Genomic DNA, 15348 nt, shown 5'->3' with positions numbered 1-15348 from the left:
GTCAGAAAATCGGTTGTTCCGGACGTCGGCGACGGTTTACCCTCGAAGCTGCGTTCTGGCACGACGAAGGGAGGTGGCCACGATGATCAACGACGCGTTCGGTGTGGACGTGGCCGCCGCGGCGGCCGCGCTCAAGCATGCCGCCCCGACCGCCGTGCCGGCGGCCGCGCTGAAGCATCGCGCCGCCGCCGCCGCGACGAACGCGTCCGTGGGACTCGAGGTCCACCGAATGGCCACCTGACAGCCCGGTTTTCACCGAACGGCCACGGACCCGAAGTCAAGGATCCGTGGCCACAGTTTTTTGGGCTCCAGCACAAGCCCGCTACCTGGTCCGGATCACCGAAAGAGGAAGCCCCGACCAGGAAGCAGGTGAGCAGGACATGTCGGCACTGACAGTCCCCAGACAACCGGTGTTGCCGTGCCACGCCGGCGATCCCGACCTCTGGTTTGCCGAGACCCCGGCCGACCTCGAGCGCGCCAAGGCGCTCTGCGCGGGCTGCCCGATCCGGCGCCAGTGCCTGGCGTCGGCGCTGGAGCGGGCCGAGCCCTGGGGGGTGTGGGGCGGCGAGATCCTCGACCGCGGCGCGATCCTGAACTTCAAGCGACCGCGCGGACGTCCCCGCAAAGACGGGGTCGCCGCCTAGATGACGGCGCTGTCGGGCTCGGCGAAGCCGGGAATCAGCTCCTCGGACAGGGCCTTGATCGGCACCCGCGCGTCCAGCTGACACAGGATCGCGGCCACGGACGCGATGACACGCATCGGGATGGCCAGCTTGGGCGGCAGGTCCATCTGCCGGGCCGTCTTGATCTGGGACACCGACCGGTCGATCTGGCCGACGGTCATGCGCTGCAACCACTTACGCGTGTAGTGGAAGACGTCGACCTCGATGGGCTCGACGTACTGGCGCAGCATTTCGTCGATGTCGCGCACCGACACCTGCTGACCCTTCTGGATGAAGCCCACCTTCTCCATCGTGGGCAGCAGCAGGTCGTAATTCTTGTCGCGGGCCAACCGGATCGTCATCCCGAGCTCGACGGGGTAGCCACCGGGCAGCGGTGCGACGGCGCCGAAGTCGATGACGCCCATCCGGCCGTCGGGGAGCAGCATGAAGTTCCCCGGGTGGGCGTCGCCGTGCAGCATCCCCAGCCGCCGGGGCGCGTCAAAGGTCAGCTCGAGCAACCGGGTGCCGATCAGGTCGCGCTGCTCGCGGGTGCCGTCGCGGATGATCTGCGCCAGCGGCAGCCCTTCGATCCACTCCTGGACCACGACCTTGGGCGCGCTGGCGACGACATGCGGTATCGCGAAGTGCGGGTGGCCCTCGTAGGCCTTGGCGAAGGCGCGCTGGTTGTCGGCCTCCAGGCGGTAGTCGAGCTCCATCTCGGTGCGCTCGACCAGCTCGTCGACGATGCCCTGGACGTCGGCGCCCGGGGCGAGCTGTTTGACCACGCCGACCATCCGCTGCATGGTCTTCAGGTCGGCGCGCAGCGCCTCGTCGGCGCCCGGGTATTGGATCTTGACCGCCACCGGGCGCCCGTCGGCCCACACCGCCTTGTGCACCTGGCCGATGCTGGCCGAGGCGATGGGCTTGTCGTCGAACGAGCTGAACCGCTCCCGCCACTTGGTGCCGAGCTGGGCGTCGAGCACCCGGTGCACCTTGTTGGCCGGCAGCGGCGGGGCGTCCTTTTGCAGCTTGGTCAGCGCCTCGCGGTAGGGCTCGCCGTACTCGTCCGGGATGGCGGCCTCCATCACCGACAGGGCCTGGCCCACCTTCATCGCTCCGCCCTTGAGCTCGCCCAGGACGGTGAACAGCTGGTTGGCGGCTTTCTCCATCAGCTCGGCCTGGACCTCGTCTCGCGATTTGCCGGTCAGCCGTTTCCCGAACCCCAGCGCCGCCCGGCCGGCGAAGCCGACGGGGATGCTGGCCAGCTTCGCGTTCCGCGCCGCACGGCCGCGTTTGATGTCTGCCACGTATCCATCATCCATGACGCTTCGGCCGACTCGCGCTTGATCTTCGCAACACCGCTCGCCGGCGCGACTGGGCTCGGCGCGGCTAGCGCCCCACGTCAACACGAGCACAGCGGGTGCCGGGTCCACTGCCGCGCCACGATCGCACCTGCGTTGAGATCGAATTCCAGGGTGGCGTTGAGGGTTTGGGGCGGCACCGCATCCTGTTTGCGCACCGCGGCGATCACCCGATTGACCTGGCTGAGCGCCAGCGCGGCCGTCCCCAGCAGCGTGGCCCGGTCGGCGACGCCGACGGTTTCCCGCAGCTGCGCCGAGATGACCGGCCACGCCGCGTCCCGGTCACGACGATGCAGGTCGGCGCAGCCCAGACAGCTGGTCGTGCCGGGGATGACGAGCGGTCCGACCAGCCCGACGCCGTCGCGGACGCGCACCGGCAGGTGGGGGACACCCTGGGTGTGCAGGTCGCGGACCATGCGGGGATCGGCGATCAGGTAGTCCGACAGCACCACCAGGTCGACGGCGGCGCCGGACACGGCGGCGTGCGGTTGGCTGCTGTGGGCGATCCGGGCGCCCGAGCGGCGCAACGCCCCGACGAGCAGCTCCGAGAGCGGGCCCCGGCCGTGGATCCGGATGGACGGCGCCCGACCCCCCGACGTCGCGCATTGGGTGGCGACCCCCGCGCCGACCAGCTGGGTGATCAGGCCGGTGAGCCCCTCGGCGTCCCGCAAGCCGCGGTCGGCGGCCCGCCGCTGCAACTCGGGCAGCGGTGTCGGGGACCGCATGGTCCGCAGCAGCGCGGCCAGCTCCGCCGCGGCCAGGCCGCCCGGCGGGCGCACCAGCACGGCCCGGCGGGGATCCCAGCCGACCTGCACGGCACCGTCGGGCCGCAGCAGCACCGGCATGGCCGGGTCCAGCGCGTAGGTGGAAAGGGTGGCCGCGGGCACGGGTGCACTCTGGCACGCGGGCGGTGACCGCCCCGATCAGTTATCCACAGGACCCGCGCCGGGGTCCTCCTCGAGTTTGGCGATCGCCTCGTCGATGCCGCTGGTGTCGCCGCCGATCACCCGGTCGATGAAGCCGGCCGGCTCGTCGAGGTCCTCTGCGGCGGGCAGCAGATCGGGGTGTTGCCAGATGGCGTCGCGGGCGTCCACGCCGGCGGCCTCGGTGAGGCGCTCCCACAGCGCGGCCGCTTCGCGCATCTTGCGGGGCCGCAGCTCCAGGCCCACCAGCGTCGCGAACGTCTGCTCGGCCGGGCCGCCGGTGGCGCGGCGGCGGCGCAGCGTCTCGCTCAGCGCGGCCGCGCCCGGGATCCGGTCGCCCAGGGCGGCGGTCACCACCACCTGCACCCAGCCCTCGATCAACGCGAGCAGCGTCTCGAGGCGCTCCAGCGCCTGTGTCTGTGCCGGCGTGGCCTTGGGCTCGAAAACTCCTTGGCCCAACAGGTTTTCGATCGCCGCCGGGTCCGACAGCGTCGCCGGGTTGAAATCGCGGGCCAGCTCCTCGATCCCGCTGATGTCGATCTGCATGCCCATCGCGTAGGCCTCCACCGCGCCCAACAGCTGGCTCGACAGCCACGGCACGTGGCTGAACAGCCGGTGGTGGGCGGCCTCGCGGGCCGCCAGGAACGTCAAGATCTCGCTGCGGGGCTGCTCGAGGCCGGCGGCGAACGACTCCACGGCGTCGGGCAGGATGGCGGCAATTCCCTTGGGCCCCAACGGAAGACCGATGTCCGTCGACGTCAGCACCTCCCGGGACAACCGGCCGAGCGCCTGGCCCAGCTGGGAGCCGAAGGCCATCCCGCCCATCTGCGACATCATCGCCATCAGCGGGCCGGCCATGCTCTTGGCTTCCTCGGGCAACGACGACGCCCACACCGTCGAAATCTGTTGGGCCATCGGGTCACACAGCCGCTTCCAGGTCTGCAGGCTGTTGTCGACCCAGTCGGCCGGGGTCCATCCCACCGCCTTGCTGGTGCCGGCGGGCAGCGCCGTGGCGCCGTCCAGCCAGGTCTCGGCGAGGTGGACCGCGTCGGCGATCGCCGAGTTCGTCGTCGACGGGATCGGCGCGACGAAGCCGATCGAGTTCGTGGCCACCCGGCGGGCCAGCTCGTAGTTGACGGGCCCCGAGGATTGGCCGCCGCCCATTCCCGCGCCCGCGCTGGAGAACATCTGACCCAGCTGGGTGAAGATCTGTCCCAGGTCGCCCATGCCGAACTCGCCGCCCATGCCGAATGCGCCGAGCGGATCGGAGCCGCCAGAGCCCGAATTGGGATCTTTCTTCCCGGGTTTGTCGGGGTCTTCCCCGGAGGAGAAGCCGAAAGGCAGGTCAGCCATACCGTCAACGGTACTCACCGCAATAACGGGACGGGCGCTCTCGGGTCAGCTTGTGGCTGAATCGGGCGCAGCGGGCTCCGTCTAGTCTGATCGGCGTGAACAGGCGGATTCTGACCTTGATGGTCGCGCTGGTGCCGATCCTGGTCTTCGGCGTGTTGCTGGCGGTGGTGACCGTGCCGTTCGTGTCGCTGGGCCCCGGGCCCACCTTCGACACGCTCGGCGAGGTCGACGGCAAGCAGGTGGTGGCGATCGAGGGCACCGCGACGCATCCGACCACCGGGCACCTCAACATGACCACGGTGTCCCAGCGGGACGAGCTGACGCTGGGCGAGGCGCTGACGCTGTGGCTTTCGGGGCAGGAACAGCTGGTACCGCGCGACCTGATCTATCCGCCCGGCAAGTCGCGCGACGAGGTCGACAAGGCCAACAACGCCGACTTCAAGGAGTCCGAGGACAGCGCCGCGTACGCCGCCCTGGGCTACCTGAAGTACCCGGCCGCGGTCACGGTCGCCAAGGTCACCGACCCGGGCCCCTCGGCGGGCAAGCTGAAGGACGGCGACGCCATCGACGCGGTCAACGGCACCCCGGTCGCCGACGTCGACCAGTTCACCGGATTGCTGAAGAGCACCAAACCCGGCCAGACGGTGACCATCGACTACCGCCGCAAGAACGAGCCGGCCGGCGTCGCGCAAATTACGCTGGGCGCGAACAAGGATCGCGACTACGGCTTCCTCGGCGTCGCCGTGCTCACCGCGCCCTGGGCGCCGTTCGTCGTGGATTTCAACCTCGCCAACGTGGGCGGCCCGTCCGCCGGCCTGATGTTCAGCCTGGCGGTGGTCGACAAGCTGACCACCGGGGACCTGACCGGGTCGAAGTTCATCGCCGGGACCGGCACCATTTCCGCCGATGGGAAGGTGGGCCAGATCGGCGGCATCACGCACAAGATGGTCGCCGCGCACGCGGCGGGGGCGACCATCTTCCTGGTACCGGCCAAGAACTGCTACGAGGCGAACTCGGACAACCCGTCCGGGATGCGCCTGGTGAAGGTGGAGACGCTCGGCCAGGCGGTCGACGCGCTGCATGCGATCACGTCGGGGGGCCAGCCGCCGAGCTGCTGAAGCGTGGCCGGGATCGCACGTCGCCCGGTGCGTAGAGTTGTCACCGTCGATCAATCGAGCAGGGAGCGTAGCCAGTGGGGATGCGGCCCACCGCACGGATGCCGAAGCTGACTCGGCGTAGCCGGATTCTGATCCTGATCGCGCTGGGTGTGATCGCTTTGCTGCTGGCCGGTCCGCGGCTGATCGACGCGTACGTGGACTGGCTGTGGTTCGGCGAGCTCGGCTACCGCTCGGTTTTCACCACCGTGCTGGTCACCCGGTTCGTGGTCTTTTTGGTGGCCGGTCTGCTGGTGGGCGGCATCGTGTTCGCCGGTCTCGCGGTGGCCTACCGCACCCGCCCGGTCTTCGTGCCGAGCAACGACAACGATCCGGTCGCCCGGTACCGCACCGTCGTGCTGTCCCGGCTGCGGCTGGTGGCCATCGGGGTGCCGGTCGCGATCGGCCTGCTGGCCGGCATCATCGCGCAAAGCTACTGGGTGCGCATCCAGCTGTTCATGCACGGCGGCGACTTCGGCATCCGGGATCCGCAGTTCGGCAAGGACCTCGGCTTCTACGCGTTCGAGCTGCCGTTCTACCGGCTGCTGCTCAGCTACCTGTTCGTGGCGGTGTTCCTGGCGTTTTTGGCCAACCTGTTGGCGCACTACATCTTTGGCGGCATCCGGCTGTCCGGGCGCACCGGCGCGCTGAGCCGCTCCGCGCGGATCCAGCTGGTCACCGTCGTGGGGGTGTTGGTGCTGCTCAAGGCGCTCGCGTACTGGCTGGACCGCTACGAGTTGCTGTCGCACACCCGCGGCGGAAAGCCGTTCACCGGCGCCGGGTACACCGACATCAACGCGGTGCTGCCGGCCAAGCTGATCCTGATGGCGATCGCGATTATCTGTGCGGCCGCCGTGTTCTCCGCTATCGTGCTGCGCGACTTGCGGATTCCGGCCATCGGCCTGGTGCTGCTACTGCTGTCGTCGTTGATCGTGGGTGCCGGCTGGCCGTTGATCGTCGAGCAGATCAGCGTCAAACCCAATGCCGCGCAGAAGGAAAGCGAATACATCGGCCGCAGCATCACCGCGACGCGGCAGGCGTACGGCCTGACGTCGGACGTGGTCACCTATCGCACCTACGCCGGCGACACGCAGGCCACCGCGCAGCAGGTGGCCGACGACCGGGCCACCACCTCCAACATCCGGCTGCTCGACCCGACCATCGTCAGCCCGGCGTTCACCCAGTTCCAGCAGGGCAAGAACTTCTACTACTTCCCCGACCAGCTGTCCATCGACCGGTACCTGGACCGCAACGGCTCGCTGCGCGACTACGTCGTCGCGGCCCGCGAACTCAACCCCGACCGGCTGATCGAAAACCAGCGGGACTGGATCAACCGGCACAGCGTCTACACGCACGGCAACGGGTTCATCGCGTCGCCGGCCAACACGGTGCGCGGCGTCGCCAACGACCCCAACCAGAACGGCGGCTATCCCGAATTTTTGGTCAACGTCGTCGGCGCCAACGGCAACGTGGTGTCCGACGGCCCGGCGCCGCTGGAGCAGCCGCGCATCTACTACGGGCCGGTGATCTCCAGCACGTCCGCCGACTACGCGATCGTCGGGCGCAACGGCGCCGACCGCGAATACGACTACGAGACCAGCTCCGACACCAAGAACTACACCTACACCGGCCTCGGGGGAGTGCCCGTCGGGGACTGGTTGTCCCGCAGCGTGTTCGCCGCCAAGTTCGCCGAGCGAAACTTCCTGTTCTCCAACGTGATCGGCTCCAACAGTCGCATCCTGTTCAACCGCGACCCGGCCCGGCGGGTGGAGGCGGTGGCGCCGTGGCTGACCACCGACAGCTCCGTGTACCCCGCGATCGTCAACAAGCGCCTGGTGTGGATCATCGACGGCTACACCACCCTGGACAACTACCCCTACTCCGAGCTGACCTCCCTGGAATCGGCCACCGCCGACTCCAACGAGGTGGCGTTCAACAAGCTGGCCCCCGACAAGCAGGTCTCCTACATCCGCAACTCGGTCAAGGCCACGGTGGACGCCTACGACGGCACCGTCACGCTGTACCAGCAGGACGAGCAGGACCCGGTGCTCAAGGCGTGGATGCAGGTCTTCCCCGGCACGGTCAAGCCGAAGAGCGACATCACCCCCGAACTCGCCGAGCATCTGCGCTACCCCGAAGACCTGTTCAAGGTGCAGCGGATGCTGCTGGCCAAGTATCACGTCAACGATCCGGTGACGTTCTTCTCCACGTCGGACTTCTGGGACGTGCCGCTGGACCCGAACCCGACGGCCAGCAGCTATCAGCCGCCCTATTACATCGTCGCGAAAAACATTGCCAAAAACGATAATTCGTCGTCATATCAGCTGACGAGCGCGATGAACCGGTTCAAGCGTGACTACCTGGCCGCCTACATCAGCGCCAGCTCGGACCCCGCGACATACGGGCGGATCACCGTGCTGACCATCCCCGGCCAGGTCAACGGGCCCAAGCTGGCCAACAACGCCATCACCACCGACCCGGCGGTTTCCCAGGACCTCGGCGTGATCGGGCGCGACAACCAGAACCGGATCCGCTGGGGCAACCTGCTCACCCTGCCGGTGGGCCAGGGCGGCCTGCTGTACGTCGAACCCGTCTACGCCTCGCCGGGGGCCAGCGACGCCGCCTCGTCGTACCCGCGGCTGATCCGGGTCGCGATGATGTACAACGACAAGATCGGCTACGGGCCCACGGTGCGCGACGCGCTGACCGGCCTGTTCGGTCCCGGTGCGGGCGCGGCCGCGACGGGTATCCAACCCACCGACGCCGGCAACCCCCAGGCGCCCCCACCGGTGACTCCGCCCGTGCCTGCCAGCCCTCCCGGATCGCCGCCGCCGACGGCGGTTCCGCCGGTGCCGGACGGATCGGTCACCCTTTCCCCGGCCAAATCGGCTGCCCTGCAAGAGATTCAGGCCGCGCTCGGCGCGGCCAAGGACGCCCAGAAGAAGGGCGACTTCGCCGGCTACGGCGCCGCGCTGCAGCGGTTGGACGACGCGATCACCAAGTACAACAACACCAAGTAGTTTTCACGCGAAGGCCGTTCGGAATCGTTCCCGATAGGCCTTGGGGCTGATGCCCAGGTGGTTGACGAACACCCGCCGCAAGGTCTCGATGCTGCCGAAGCCGGCCATGCCCGCGGTCTCGCTGACGGACCGGCCGGATTCCAATGCGCCACGGGCGAAGTCGATTCGAACGAGCTCGACGTAGCGGGCCGGGGTCATGCCCAGCTCGGATTGGAAGAGCCGGGTCAGCTGGCGGGTGCTCAGCGACGCCCGGGCCGCAAGGGATTTCACGCTGTGGTTCGCGGCCGGGTCGGCCGCGACCGCGTCGATGACCGCGCGCAGCGGCGACTGCGGCGGCGGATCGGCCTCCACCAACACCGAGAACTGTGATTGGCCCCCAGCGCGTTTGAGGTAGACCACCAGCCACCGGGCCACGTTGCGGACCAGTTCGGTCCCGTAATCCATTTCGACCAGCGCCAGCGCCAGGTCGATGCCGGACGAGATCCCGGCCGAGGTGAACACGTCGCCGTCGCGGACGAAGATCGCGTCGGGATCGACGGTGACATCTCGAAAGGCCCGGGCCAACAGCCGGGTCTCGTTCCAGTGCGTGGTGGCGCGCCGGCCGCTGAGCAGGCCGGCCTGCGCGAGGATGAACGACCCCGTGCAAATGGATGCCGTCCGCCGGGATCGCGCCGCTATCGACCTGACGGCCTCGACGAGCGCGGGATCCACTGGCCGCCGGGGCAGGTGGTCGCTGCCGGCCACCAGAACGGTATCCGCGGATTCGATCGACGAAATCCGGTCGGTGACACCCAGCCGACTGCCGATCGACGTGGTGACATCCCGGCCGTCCACCGACGCGATCTTGAGCCGGTAGTCGGCTCCGAACCGGTTGGCTTTGACGAACACCTCGCCGGTCCCGGCGACGTCCAACAGCGTCACGTCGTCGAAGACGACGATCACCACCACCCGCGAACGCGCTCCGGTTTCGGCCACGAGGACATTGTGTCGCTTTCTGTGGAGAGGACGGCTCGAACGCCCACGCTCGGCCGGCGCGTCCGGCCGCAGACTGAGTGCACGGTCACCGGAAAAAGGAGACGAGAACATGACCACCAGCTCCATCGAAAGCATCGGCGGCATCCGCATCCCCGACTCGGCGCTGGTGCGCGAGGCCACCGAGTTCATTCGCGACGCCGAGGACGACCTGCTGTTCCACCACTCGCGCCGGGTGTTCCTCTTCGGCGCGCTGCAGGGCAGGCGCCGTGGGCTGCAGCCCGACCTGGAGCTGCTCTACGTCGGCGCGATGTTCCACGACCTCGGGCTCACCGAGCGCTACCGCACGTCGACCGTCCGCTTCGAGGTCGACGGCGCCGACGCGGCCCGCGACTTTCTGACCGCGCGCGGCGTCGACAAGGCCGACGCCGACAAGGTGTGGCTCGGCATCGCCCTGCACACCACCCCGGGGGTGCCCGAGTTCATGGCGCCGGAGGTCGCCCTGCTCCAAGCCGGGGTCGAGGTCGACGTGGTCGGCATCGGCCGCGACGACGTGGCCCCCGAGGCGCTCGCCGCGGTGACCGCCGCCCATCCGCGCCCGCAGTTCAAGCGGCGCATCCTGGCGGCGTTCAACGACGGCATGAAGCACCGCCCGCACACCACGGCCGGCACCATGAACGCCGACGTGCTGGCGCACTTCGATCCCACCTTCGAGCGTGTCGACTTCGTCGACAAGATCCTCAACAACAGCTGGCCCGAATAACCGGAGAGGAGCGAAAGAAATGGACATTCACGAGGCGCTCTACACCACCAGGATGATGCGCCGGCTGCGGCCGGACCCGATCCCGCTGGAAACCCAGGCCCGCATCCTCGACGCGGCCGTGCGCGCCCCGAACGGGGGCAACACCCAGCGGTGGCACTTCGTGGCCGTCGACGACCGCGAACTCATCGGCAAGTTCGCCGACCTGTTCCGGCGGGCCCGCGCCATCGAGTACGAGAAGTTCAGCGCGGGAGCGGGACCCATGGTGGCGACGGCCCCCGGTGCCGATCCGGCGCAGCACGCGGAAACGATGCGCCGGATGCAGGGTTCGGGGAATTACCTGGCCGACCATTTCGAAGAGATCCCGCTGTTGCTCTTCGTCTACGCCATCGACGACCTGGGCGGCGCCAACATCTACCCGGCGATCTGGAGCGCGCTGCTCGCCGCCCGCGCCGAGGGCGTCGGCGGGGTGATGACGATGGTGCTCCGCAATTTCACCGACGAGGTCAACGAGTTGCTGGGCGTGCCCGCCGAGCAGGGCTGGAAGATGTCGGCCATGCTGACCCTCGGCTACCCGCGGGGCAAGTGGGGCGTGGCGGCCAATCGGCGCCCCGTGCACGAGGTTTCGTCCCGCAACGGCTGGGGCAAGCCATTCGGAGTCGAGGTGCCGCAGCCGCTGTGGCCGCCGCACGAAGTGGCGGACCTGGCCGCGGCGGGATGACGGGCCGAGGAGTGAGTCACATGACCGAGCGCAACGAAATCGGCGTCACCGTGGTGCAGCCCGGGGAGGGCGAGTACGTCGCCCTCCCCGGTTTCGGGGCGGTGTTCAAGCTGACCAGCAAGACAAACGGGGGCGAGGTGTCCATCGTCGAGCACCCCTTCGCCGTCGGTCTCCTCACCGCGGCGCACCGGCACACCCGCGAGGACGAGCACTCGATCGTGCTGGCGGGCGAGATCGGCTTCCGCTCCGACGACAGCGAGGTGGTGCTGGGTCCCGGCGGCTACATCACCAAGCCGCGCGGGCAGATGCACGCGATGTGGAACGCGGGCAGCGAGCCGGGCCGCATCATCGAGGTGATCACCCCGGGCGGGTTCGAAAACTATTTCCGCGAGCTCGGGGAGTTGCTCGTCGAGCACGCCGACGACCCGGTCGGCAAGGTCCTGCACGAGTTGCCGGAGTTCGGCGAACTCGCCGACAAGTACGGCCTGACGTACGGGTCGCCCGACTGGATGGACGACATCGCCCGGCGCTACGGGCTGAACCCGCCGTCACACTGAACTGCGGTCGCCGAGATTGCCATCACGGCTGTGGTCGGCCGCCGACCCACGACCATGGCGGCAATCTCGGCGCGCGAACCCCGCTGAGCCCGCGATTTGGTCGCCGTGACGCCGGTTCGGTAACCTGGCATTCACCAACGCGGGGTGGAGCAGCTCGGTAGCTCGCTGGGCTCATAACCCAGAGGTCGCAGGTTCGAATCCTGTCCCCGCTACCAAGTGAAACGGCCCCCGGACGATGCTCCGGGGGCCGTTTTCGTGCCCAACAAAACCTCAGGCGGGGTCCAGGCGGATCGGCAGCCGAGTCGGTCCGCGTAGCGAGCTGTGACGCGACCACTGCGTCGGACCCGCCGGAGTGATTCGGGCGACGCGGGTGACGAGGTGACGCAGGACCGCTTGGGCCTCCATGCGCGCCAGCGCTGCGCCCAGGCACATGTGTGCGCCGTAGCCAAAGGCGACGTGCGTGCGCGGGTCACGGTCGGCGCGATACTCATCGGGATCGTCGAACGCGGTGGGGTCACGGTTGGCCGCGCCGAACGACAGCAGGATGCGTGAACCGTTGGGAATGGTGACATCACCGATCCGATAGTCGGCGCGGGTGTAGCGGTAGAGATTCTGGATGGGGCTCGTGAAGCGAAGCTGCTCCTCGACGGCCAGCGGGATGAGATCGGGCTGCGTGCGGATCAATTCGTACTGATCGGGGTGATGGGCCAGCGTGTCGAACATGCCGCCAAGGAGATTGGTCGTCGTCTCATTACCGGCGATGAGTAGATGGATCGCGATCAGCAGTAGTTGACGGTCGGTGAGGCTGCCGTCGGTGTTGTGCTCGATGAGCCGGCCGAGCACGGTGTCGGACCCCTTGAGTCCGCCCGCGGCGAATTGCTTTGCGAAATACCGCAGTAACGCCATCATCGCCGACATCGACTTCGTCGCGTCGACGACGCCCGAGAGGGTGGGCGTCAGCTCCATGACGCCCACGGCGCGTTGCGACCACCGTCGAAAATCGCCGACGTCGGAGTCGGGCACTCCGAGGATCTGGGCGATCAGGCGTATCGGCATCGGTATCGCCAAGCGCTTTACGACGTCGCAGCCGGGGCCGCTCATCACGTCCGTGACAAGGTCGATGGCCAGCGTCTCGGTCATCTCCTGCCAGGACTTCATCGCGCCCTTGCTGAATCCCGGCTGGACTTGTTTGCGCAGCCGGGTGTGTTCCTCGCCGTCGGTGAGCACCGCCAACGGAGCGGACATGCGCAGGCGCGTGACCCCTTGGGTGCTCGTGACCCGGTCGGTGTCGCGCAACGCGGCCCGCACGTCGCCAAGGCGGCTGACGATGAAGGTGGCGCGCCGGGGGTTGTAATGGACGCGGCCGGTTCGGTGCAGGGCGCGGTACGCGTCGAACGGGTTCGCGGCGGTGGCCGGGTCCTGCGGGTCGTAGTCGGTGTTGACCGCACCAATCCACCCGTCGTGTCCGCGGTGGCGGGTGCGGACGGCGGCCGCAACGTTCATCCGCACGGTGCTAACGACCGGTCTGAGGGCATCGGTCGCCTGGCGGGCGGCTTCGCTGATAGGCACCTCGGCTCCTAACCGGATCGCTGGCCGCGCCGCGTGCGAAGTTGGGTCCGAAGGATGCTGATCGTCAGATACGTGAGGTAGCAAGCGGATACGACGGTGGATGGTCGACGCGTGCGCGCGCGCAGCAGCAAGACCCCGATCGTTGTTTCGATCGCGCCGTGGAGGTAGGTGAACGCGCGAGCGCGGCCGGGGAAACCGAGGCGTTGAACGGGTCGAAGATCCGCGGAACGAGGAAGTGCGCCAGCCCCATCAAGATGGTTATCAGGCCGAGTGCGCTACGCGTGTCGACGTCCGCCATCGAGGTGTCGTTCTCCTTCGGCACCGCCACATTACGAGAAAATTATTCTCGTAAATGGTGACACATCGGCGCGCCGTTGCCTAGGCGCGGCGCCGCAGCAGTGCTCTAGGTTCACCGTGTGAGCCAATCCCGGCGGGGACGACCGCGGAGCGCGGCCGTGCACGAGGCGATCCTGGATGCCACCCGCTCGCTCCTCGTCGAAGCCGGCTACAGGGGTGTCTCGATGGACAAGGTCGCCGCGATCGCGGGCGTGGCCGTCCAATCTGTGTATCGACGTTGGCCGTCGAAAGCCCCCCTGGTAACCGAGGCGGTCATGCGGGCTTACGACCAGACCGACTTCACGCTTCCCGATACGGGAGACACGGTCGAGGACTTGAGAACGTGGATGCGCGCCTACGCCGAGGTCGGTTCGACTGCCGAGAACGTCGCACTCGTGCGCTCTCTTGCGGCAGCCGCTGCCGAAGACCTGAGCGACCGCGACACCCTGTATCGGCAACTCACCAGCCGTTTCCACGATGCCGTGTCGGACCGGTTACGCGTCGGGATTTCGAAGGGCCAGATACGGCGGGACGCCGACGTCGAAGCCGCCGCCGACGCGCTGATCGGGGCCACGCTCTACCGCACGCTCAGCGTTACTGCATCGGCGGAGGAAACGACCGAACGCTACTACGGACTGATAGACACGGTGATGCGCGGCATCTCGACAGGTAAGTGAGCGAACGCGACCCGGGCCGTTTTCATGCCGCCCGAAGGCAGATTCGCTGGGAAATCTGTACTTGCCGTCTGCTGGTTGGTCAGTGACCAACCCGGCTGGCGAAAAAAAGCAAGATTTCGTTGTTTGACGTACGTCTAACGGGGGAACTTCGAGCTAGCCGACTTCGTAGCGTCAAGAATCCGAGGGACAGGTATGGGCGACATCATCGACCGGGCCGAAATGGTGCTGAGGCGGCGATACGAGCTCGCTGCCAGCGAGGCTCACGCGCTACTGATCAGGGTGTCCGAGCAGCAATGCCGGTCGATCGATTCGGTCGCCCATACGGTGATCGAACGATTGGCGCCTGTCGTCGCCGCCGAAAACAGCGCGTCTGGGCCGTGAGCACCGGCCGTATTCACGCCTACCGGGGCAGCACGGCCTCGATGGCGCTGATGACCTCGGGGGCGTCGGGCTCGGTGCGGGGCCGGAAGCGCTGGACCACCTCACCGCCGGGGGAGATGAGGAACTTCTCGAAGTTCCACTGAATGTCGCCCGCCTGCCCAGCGGAGTCGGCGGCCTTCGTCAGCTCGGCATACAGCGGGTGGCGGTCATCGCCGTTCACATCGGTCTTCGCCAGCAGCGGAAACGTCACCCCGTAAGTGGTCGAACAGAACTCCCGAATCTCCTCGGCCGTGCCCGGTTCCTGCCCCATGAACTGGTTGCAGGGCACGCCGACGACGGTCAGGCCGCGGTCGCGATAGTCCTCGGCGAGTTTTTCCAGCGCCGTGTATTGCGGCGTCAGGCCGCACTTGGAGGCCACGTTGACCACCAGCGTCGCACCGTCGGACAGTTCGGCCAGCGTGGTCGGCCGGCCGTCGAGGGTGGTGAGGGAGATGTCTTTGACAGTCACGCCGATGACGCTAACGCACTGCGCCACCGCCAATTCTGCGAACGCCGGTTCGCACGACGCCGACCGCCCAAGGTACATTTTGTGGGCTTCGTTATTGCATGTGTGTGCAGAGCCCCCCGGAGGGGAAAGTCCGCCGCAGCACTGGGATGCGGCCCAGAGGTGAGGGGCGCTGTTGACGACGTCTTCCCCGGTGCAGGTCAACTCCCAGCGACTCCCGCCGTACCGGTGGATCGCCGTTGCCGTGCTGCTGATCTTGGCGATCATCTTCACCCTGGTGTACGTGCAATTCCGCGGCGGCTTCACCGCGAAGACGAAGTTGACGATGCTGGCGTCGCGGGCGGGCCTGGTGATGGATCCGGGCTCGAAGGTCACCTACAACGGCGTGGAGATCGGC

At 67.9% G+C, this 15348-nt stretch carries 16 protein-coding genes, 1 tRNA gene and 1 pseudogene; 11 read left to right on the top strand and 7 right to left on the bottom strand.

What is annotated here, in order from left to right:
- The first annotated feature begins 82 nt into the window (after positions 1-82).
- Together A5702_RS26765 and A5702_RS19190 are read left to right on the top strand one after the other, a co-directional pair.
- Positions 83-241, top strand: coding sequence for a hypothetical protein (locus A5702_RS26765; RefSeq protein ID WP_197506635.1), 159 nt, complete (start codon positions 83-85; stop codon positions 239-241).
- 139 nt (positions 242-380) lie between these two features.
- Positions 381-644, top strand: a complete 264-nt coding sequence (locus A5702_RS19190; protein WP_055398986.1) for a WhiB family transcriptional regulator — start codon at positions 381-383, stop codon at positions 642-644.
- Here A5702_RS19190 and A5702_RS19185 read toward each other — a convergent pair.
- From A5702_RS19185 to A5702_RS19175, 3 genes are all read right to left on the bottom strand, one after another.
- Positions 641-1984 (bottom strand): AarF/ABC1/UbiB kinase family protein, encoded by a 1344-nt coding sequence (locus A5702_RS19185; RefSeq protein ID WP_055398984.1) that lies wholly within the window; start codon positions 1982-1984, stop codon positions 641-643. The two genes, A5702_RS19190 and A5702_RS19185, sit on opposite strands and share 4 nt — an antisense overlap.
- Positions 1985-2064: 80 nt before the next feature.
- On the bottom strand, positions 2065-2910 hold the full coding sequence (locus A5702_RS19180) for a cyclodehydratase (protein ID WP_068222768.1): 846 nt from the start codon (positions 2908-2910) through the stop codon (positions 2065-2067).
- A gap of 36 nt (positions 2911-2946) precedes the next feature.
- On the bottom strand, positions 2947-4317 hold the full coding sequence (locus tag A5702_RS19175; protein ID WP_197506633.1) for a zinc-dependent metalloprotease: 1371 nt from the start codon (positions 4315-4317) through the stop codon (positions 2947-2949).
- A gap of 77 nt (positions 4318-4394) precedes the next feature.
- Here A5702_RS19175 and A5702_RS19170 point away from each other — a divergent pair, with 77 nt between their 5' ends.
- Both A5702_RS19170 and A5702_RS19165 read left to right on the top strand, forming a co-directional pair.
- Entirely contained in the window at positions 4395-5417 is a 1023-nt protein-coding gene (locus tag A5702_RS19170; RefSeq protein WP_067820371.1) for a PDZ domain-containing protein, read from the top strand.
- A 74-nt stretch (positions 5418-5491) separates the two neighbouring features.
- Positions 5492-8473, top strand: a complete 2982-nt coding sequence (locus A5702_RS19165) for a UPF0182 family protein (protein WP_055398976.1) — start codon at positions 5492-5494, stop codon at positions 8471-8473.
- A gap of 3 nt (positions 8474-8476) precedes the next feature.
- On the opposite strand, the gene A5702_RS19160 is transcribed toward A5702_RS19165, so the two are convergent.
- The gene (locus A5702_RS19160) at positions 8477-9448 is read right to left on the bottom strand and encodes a GlxA family transcriptional regulator (RefSeq protein WP_231965100.1); all 972 of its coding nucleotides are present in this window, start codon (positions 9446-9448) and stop codon (positions 8477-8479) included.
- Between the two features lie 109 nt (positions 9449-9557).
- Between A5702_RS19160 and A5702_RS19155 the strand changes: the two genes are divergently transcribed.
- The 4 genes from A5702_RS19155 to A5702_RS19140 all read left to right on the top strand — a co-directional run bounded on the left by A5702_RS19155 (position 9558) and on the right by A5702_RS19140 (position 11698).
- A complete protein-coding gene (locus A5702_RS19155; RefSeq protein WP_068222762.1) occupies positions 9558-10208 on the top strand; it encodes an HD domain-containing protein in 651 nt (216 codons plus the stop codon).
- 19 nt (positions 10209-10227) lie between these two features.
- Positions 10228-10926, top strand: coding sequence for a nitroreductase family protein (locus tag A5702_RS19150; protein WP_067820361.1), 699 nt, complete (start codon positions 10228-10230; stop codon positions 10924-10926).
- 20 nt (positions 10927-10946) lie between these two features.
- Positions 10947-11483, top strand: coding sequence for a cupin domain-containing protein (locus A5702_RS19145; RefSeq protein ID WP_055398969.1), 537 nt, complete (start codon positions 10947-10949; stop codon positions 11481-11483).
- Positions 11484-11621: 138 nt separating this feature from the next.
- Positions 11622-11698 (top strand) — tRNA-Met (locus tag A5702_RS19140).
- Positions 11699-11753: 55 nt separating this feature from the next.
- On the opposite strand, the gene A5702_RS19135 is transcribed toward A5702_RS19140, so the two are convergent.
- Positions 11754-12986: a cytochrome P450 gene (locus tag A5702_RS19135; protein ID WP_082956127.1), complete on the bottom strand. Its 1233-nt coding sequence runs from the start codon at positions 12984-12986 to the stop codon at positions 11754-11756.
- Positions 12987-13116: 130 nt separating this feature from the next.
- The gene (locus A5702_RS25860) at positions 13117-13380 is read right to left on the bottom strand and encodes a hypothetical protein (protein ID WP_231965099.1); all 264 of its coding nucleotides are present in this window, start codon (positions 13378-13380) and stop codon (positions 13117-13119) included.
- A 127-nt stretch (positions 13381-13507) separates the two neighbouring features.
- On the opposite strand from A5702_RS25860, the gene A5702_RS19130 reads away from it, so the two are divergent.
- Positions 13508-14065, top strand: coding sequence for a TetR/AcrR family transcriptional regulator (locus A5702_RS19130; RefSeq protein WP_231633711.1), 558 nt, complete (start codon positions 13508-13510; stop codon positions 14063-14065).
- Positions 14066-14257: 192 nt separating this feature from the next.
- A complete protein-coding gene (locus A5702_RS19125) occupies positions 14258-14446 on the top strand; it encodes an ANTAR domain-containing protein (RefSeq protein ID WP_068222756.1) in 189 nt (62 codons plus the stop codon).
- A 19-nt stretch (positions 14447-14465) separates the two neighbouring features.
- On the opposite strand, the gene A5702_RS19120 is transcribed toward A5702_RS19125, so the two are convergent.
- Positions 14466-14954, bottom strand: coding sequence for a glutathione peroxidase (locus A5702_RS19120; RefSeq protein WP_067897772.1), 489 nt, complete (start codon positions 14952-14954; stop codon positions 14466-14468).
- Between the two features lie 190 nt (positions 14955-15144).
- Here A5702_RS19120 and A5702_RS19115 point away from each other — a divergent pair.
- A pseudogene (locus A5702_RS19115) lies at positions 15145-15348 on the top strand (MCE-family protein MCE1A); the annotation flags it as partial.

Origin of the sequence: Mycobacterium sp. E3339, assembly GCF_001666915.1 — a bacterium.
Classification (GTDB): domain Bacteria; phylum Actinomycetota; class Actinomycetes; order Mycobacteriales; family Mycobacteriaceae; genus Mycobacterium.
The sequence above is the reverse complement of the archived record's forward strand: the minus strand, read 5'-3'. Positions and strand labels throughout refer to the sequence as shown.

Excerpts from the sequence above, each read along its gene's own strand:
- A5702_RS19155 (WP_068222762.1), top strand. The coding sequence starts at position 9,558 with ATGACCACCAGCTCCATCGAAAGCATCGGCGGCATCCGCATCCCCGAC.
- A5702_RS19150 (WP_067820361.1), top strand. The coding sequence starts at position 10,228 with ATGGACATTCACGAGGCGCTCTACACCACCAGGATGATGCGCCGGCTG.
- A5702_RS19135 (WP_082956127.1), bottom strand. The coding sequence starts at position 12,986 with ATGAACGTTGCGGCCGCCGTCCGCACCCGCCACCGCGGACACGACGGG.
- A5702_RS19125 (WP_068222756.1), top strand. The coding sequence starts at position 14,258 with ATGGGCGACATCATCGACCGGGCCGAAATGGTGCTGAGGCGGCGATAC.
- A5702_RS19190 (WP_055398986.1), top strand. The coding sequence starts at position 381 with ATGTCGGCACTGACAGTCCCCAGACAACCGGTGTTGCCGTGCCACGCC.
- A5702_RS26765 (WP_197506635.1), top strand. The coding sequence starts at position 83 with ATGATCAACGACGCGTTCGGTGTGGACGTGGCCGCCGCGGCGGCCGCG.
- A5702_RS19145 (WP_055398969.1), top strand. The coding sequence starts at position 10,947 with ATGACCGAGCGCAACGAAATCGGCGTCACCGTGGTGCAGCCCGGGGAG.
- A5702_RS19185 (WP_055398984.1), bottom strand. The coding sequence starts at position 1,984 with ATGGATGATGGATACGTGGCAGACATCAAACGCGGCCGTGCGGCGCGG.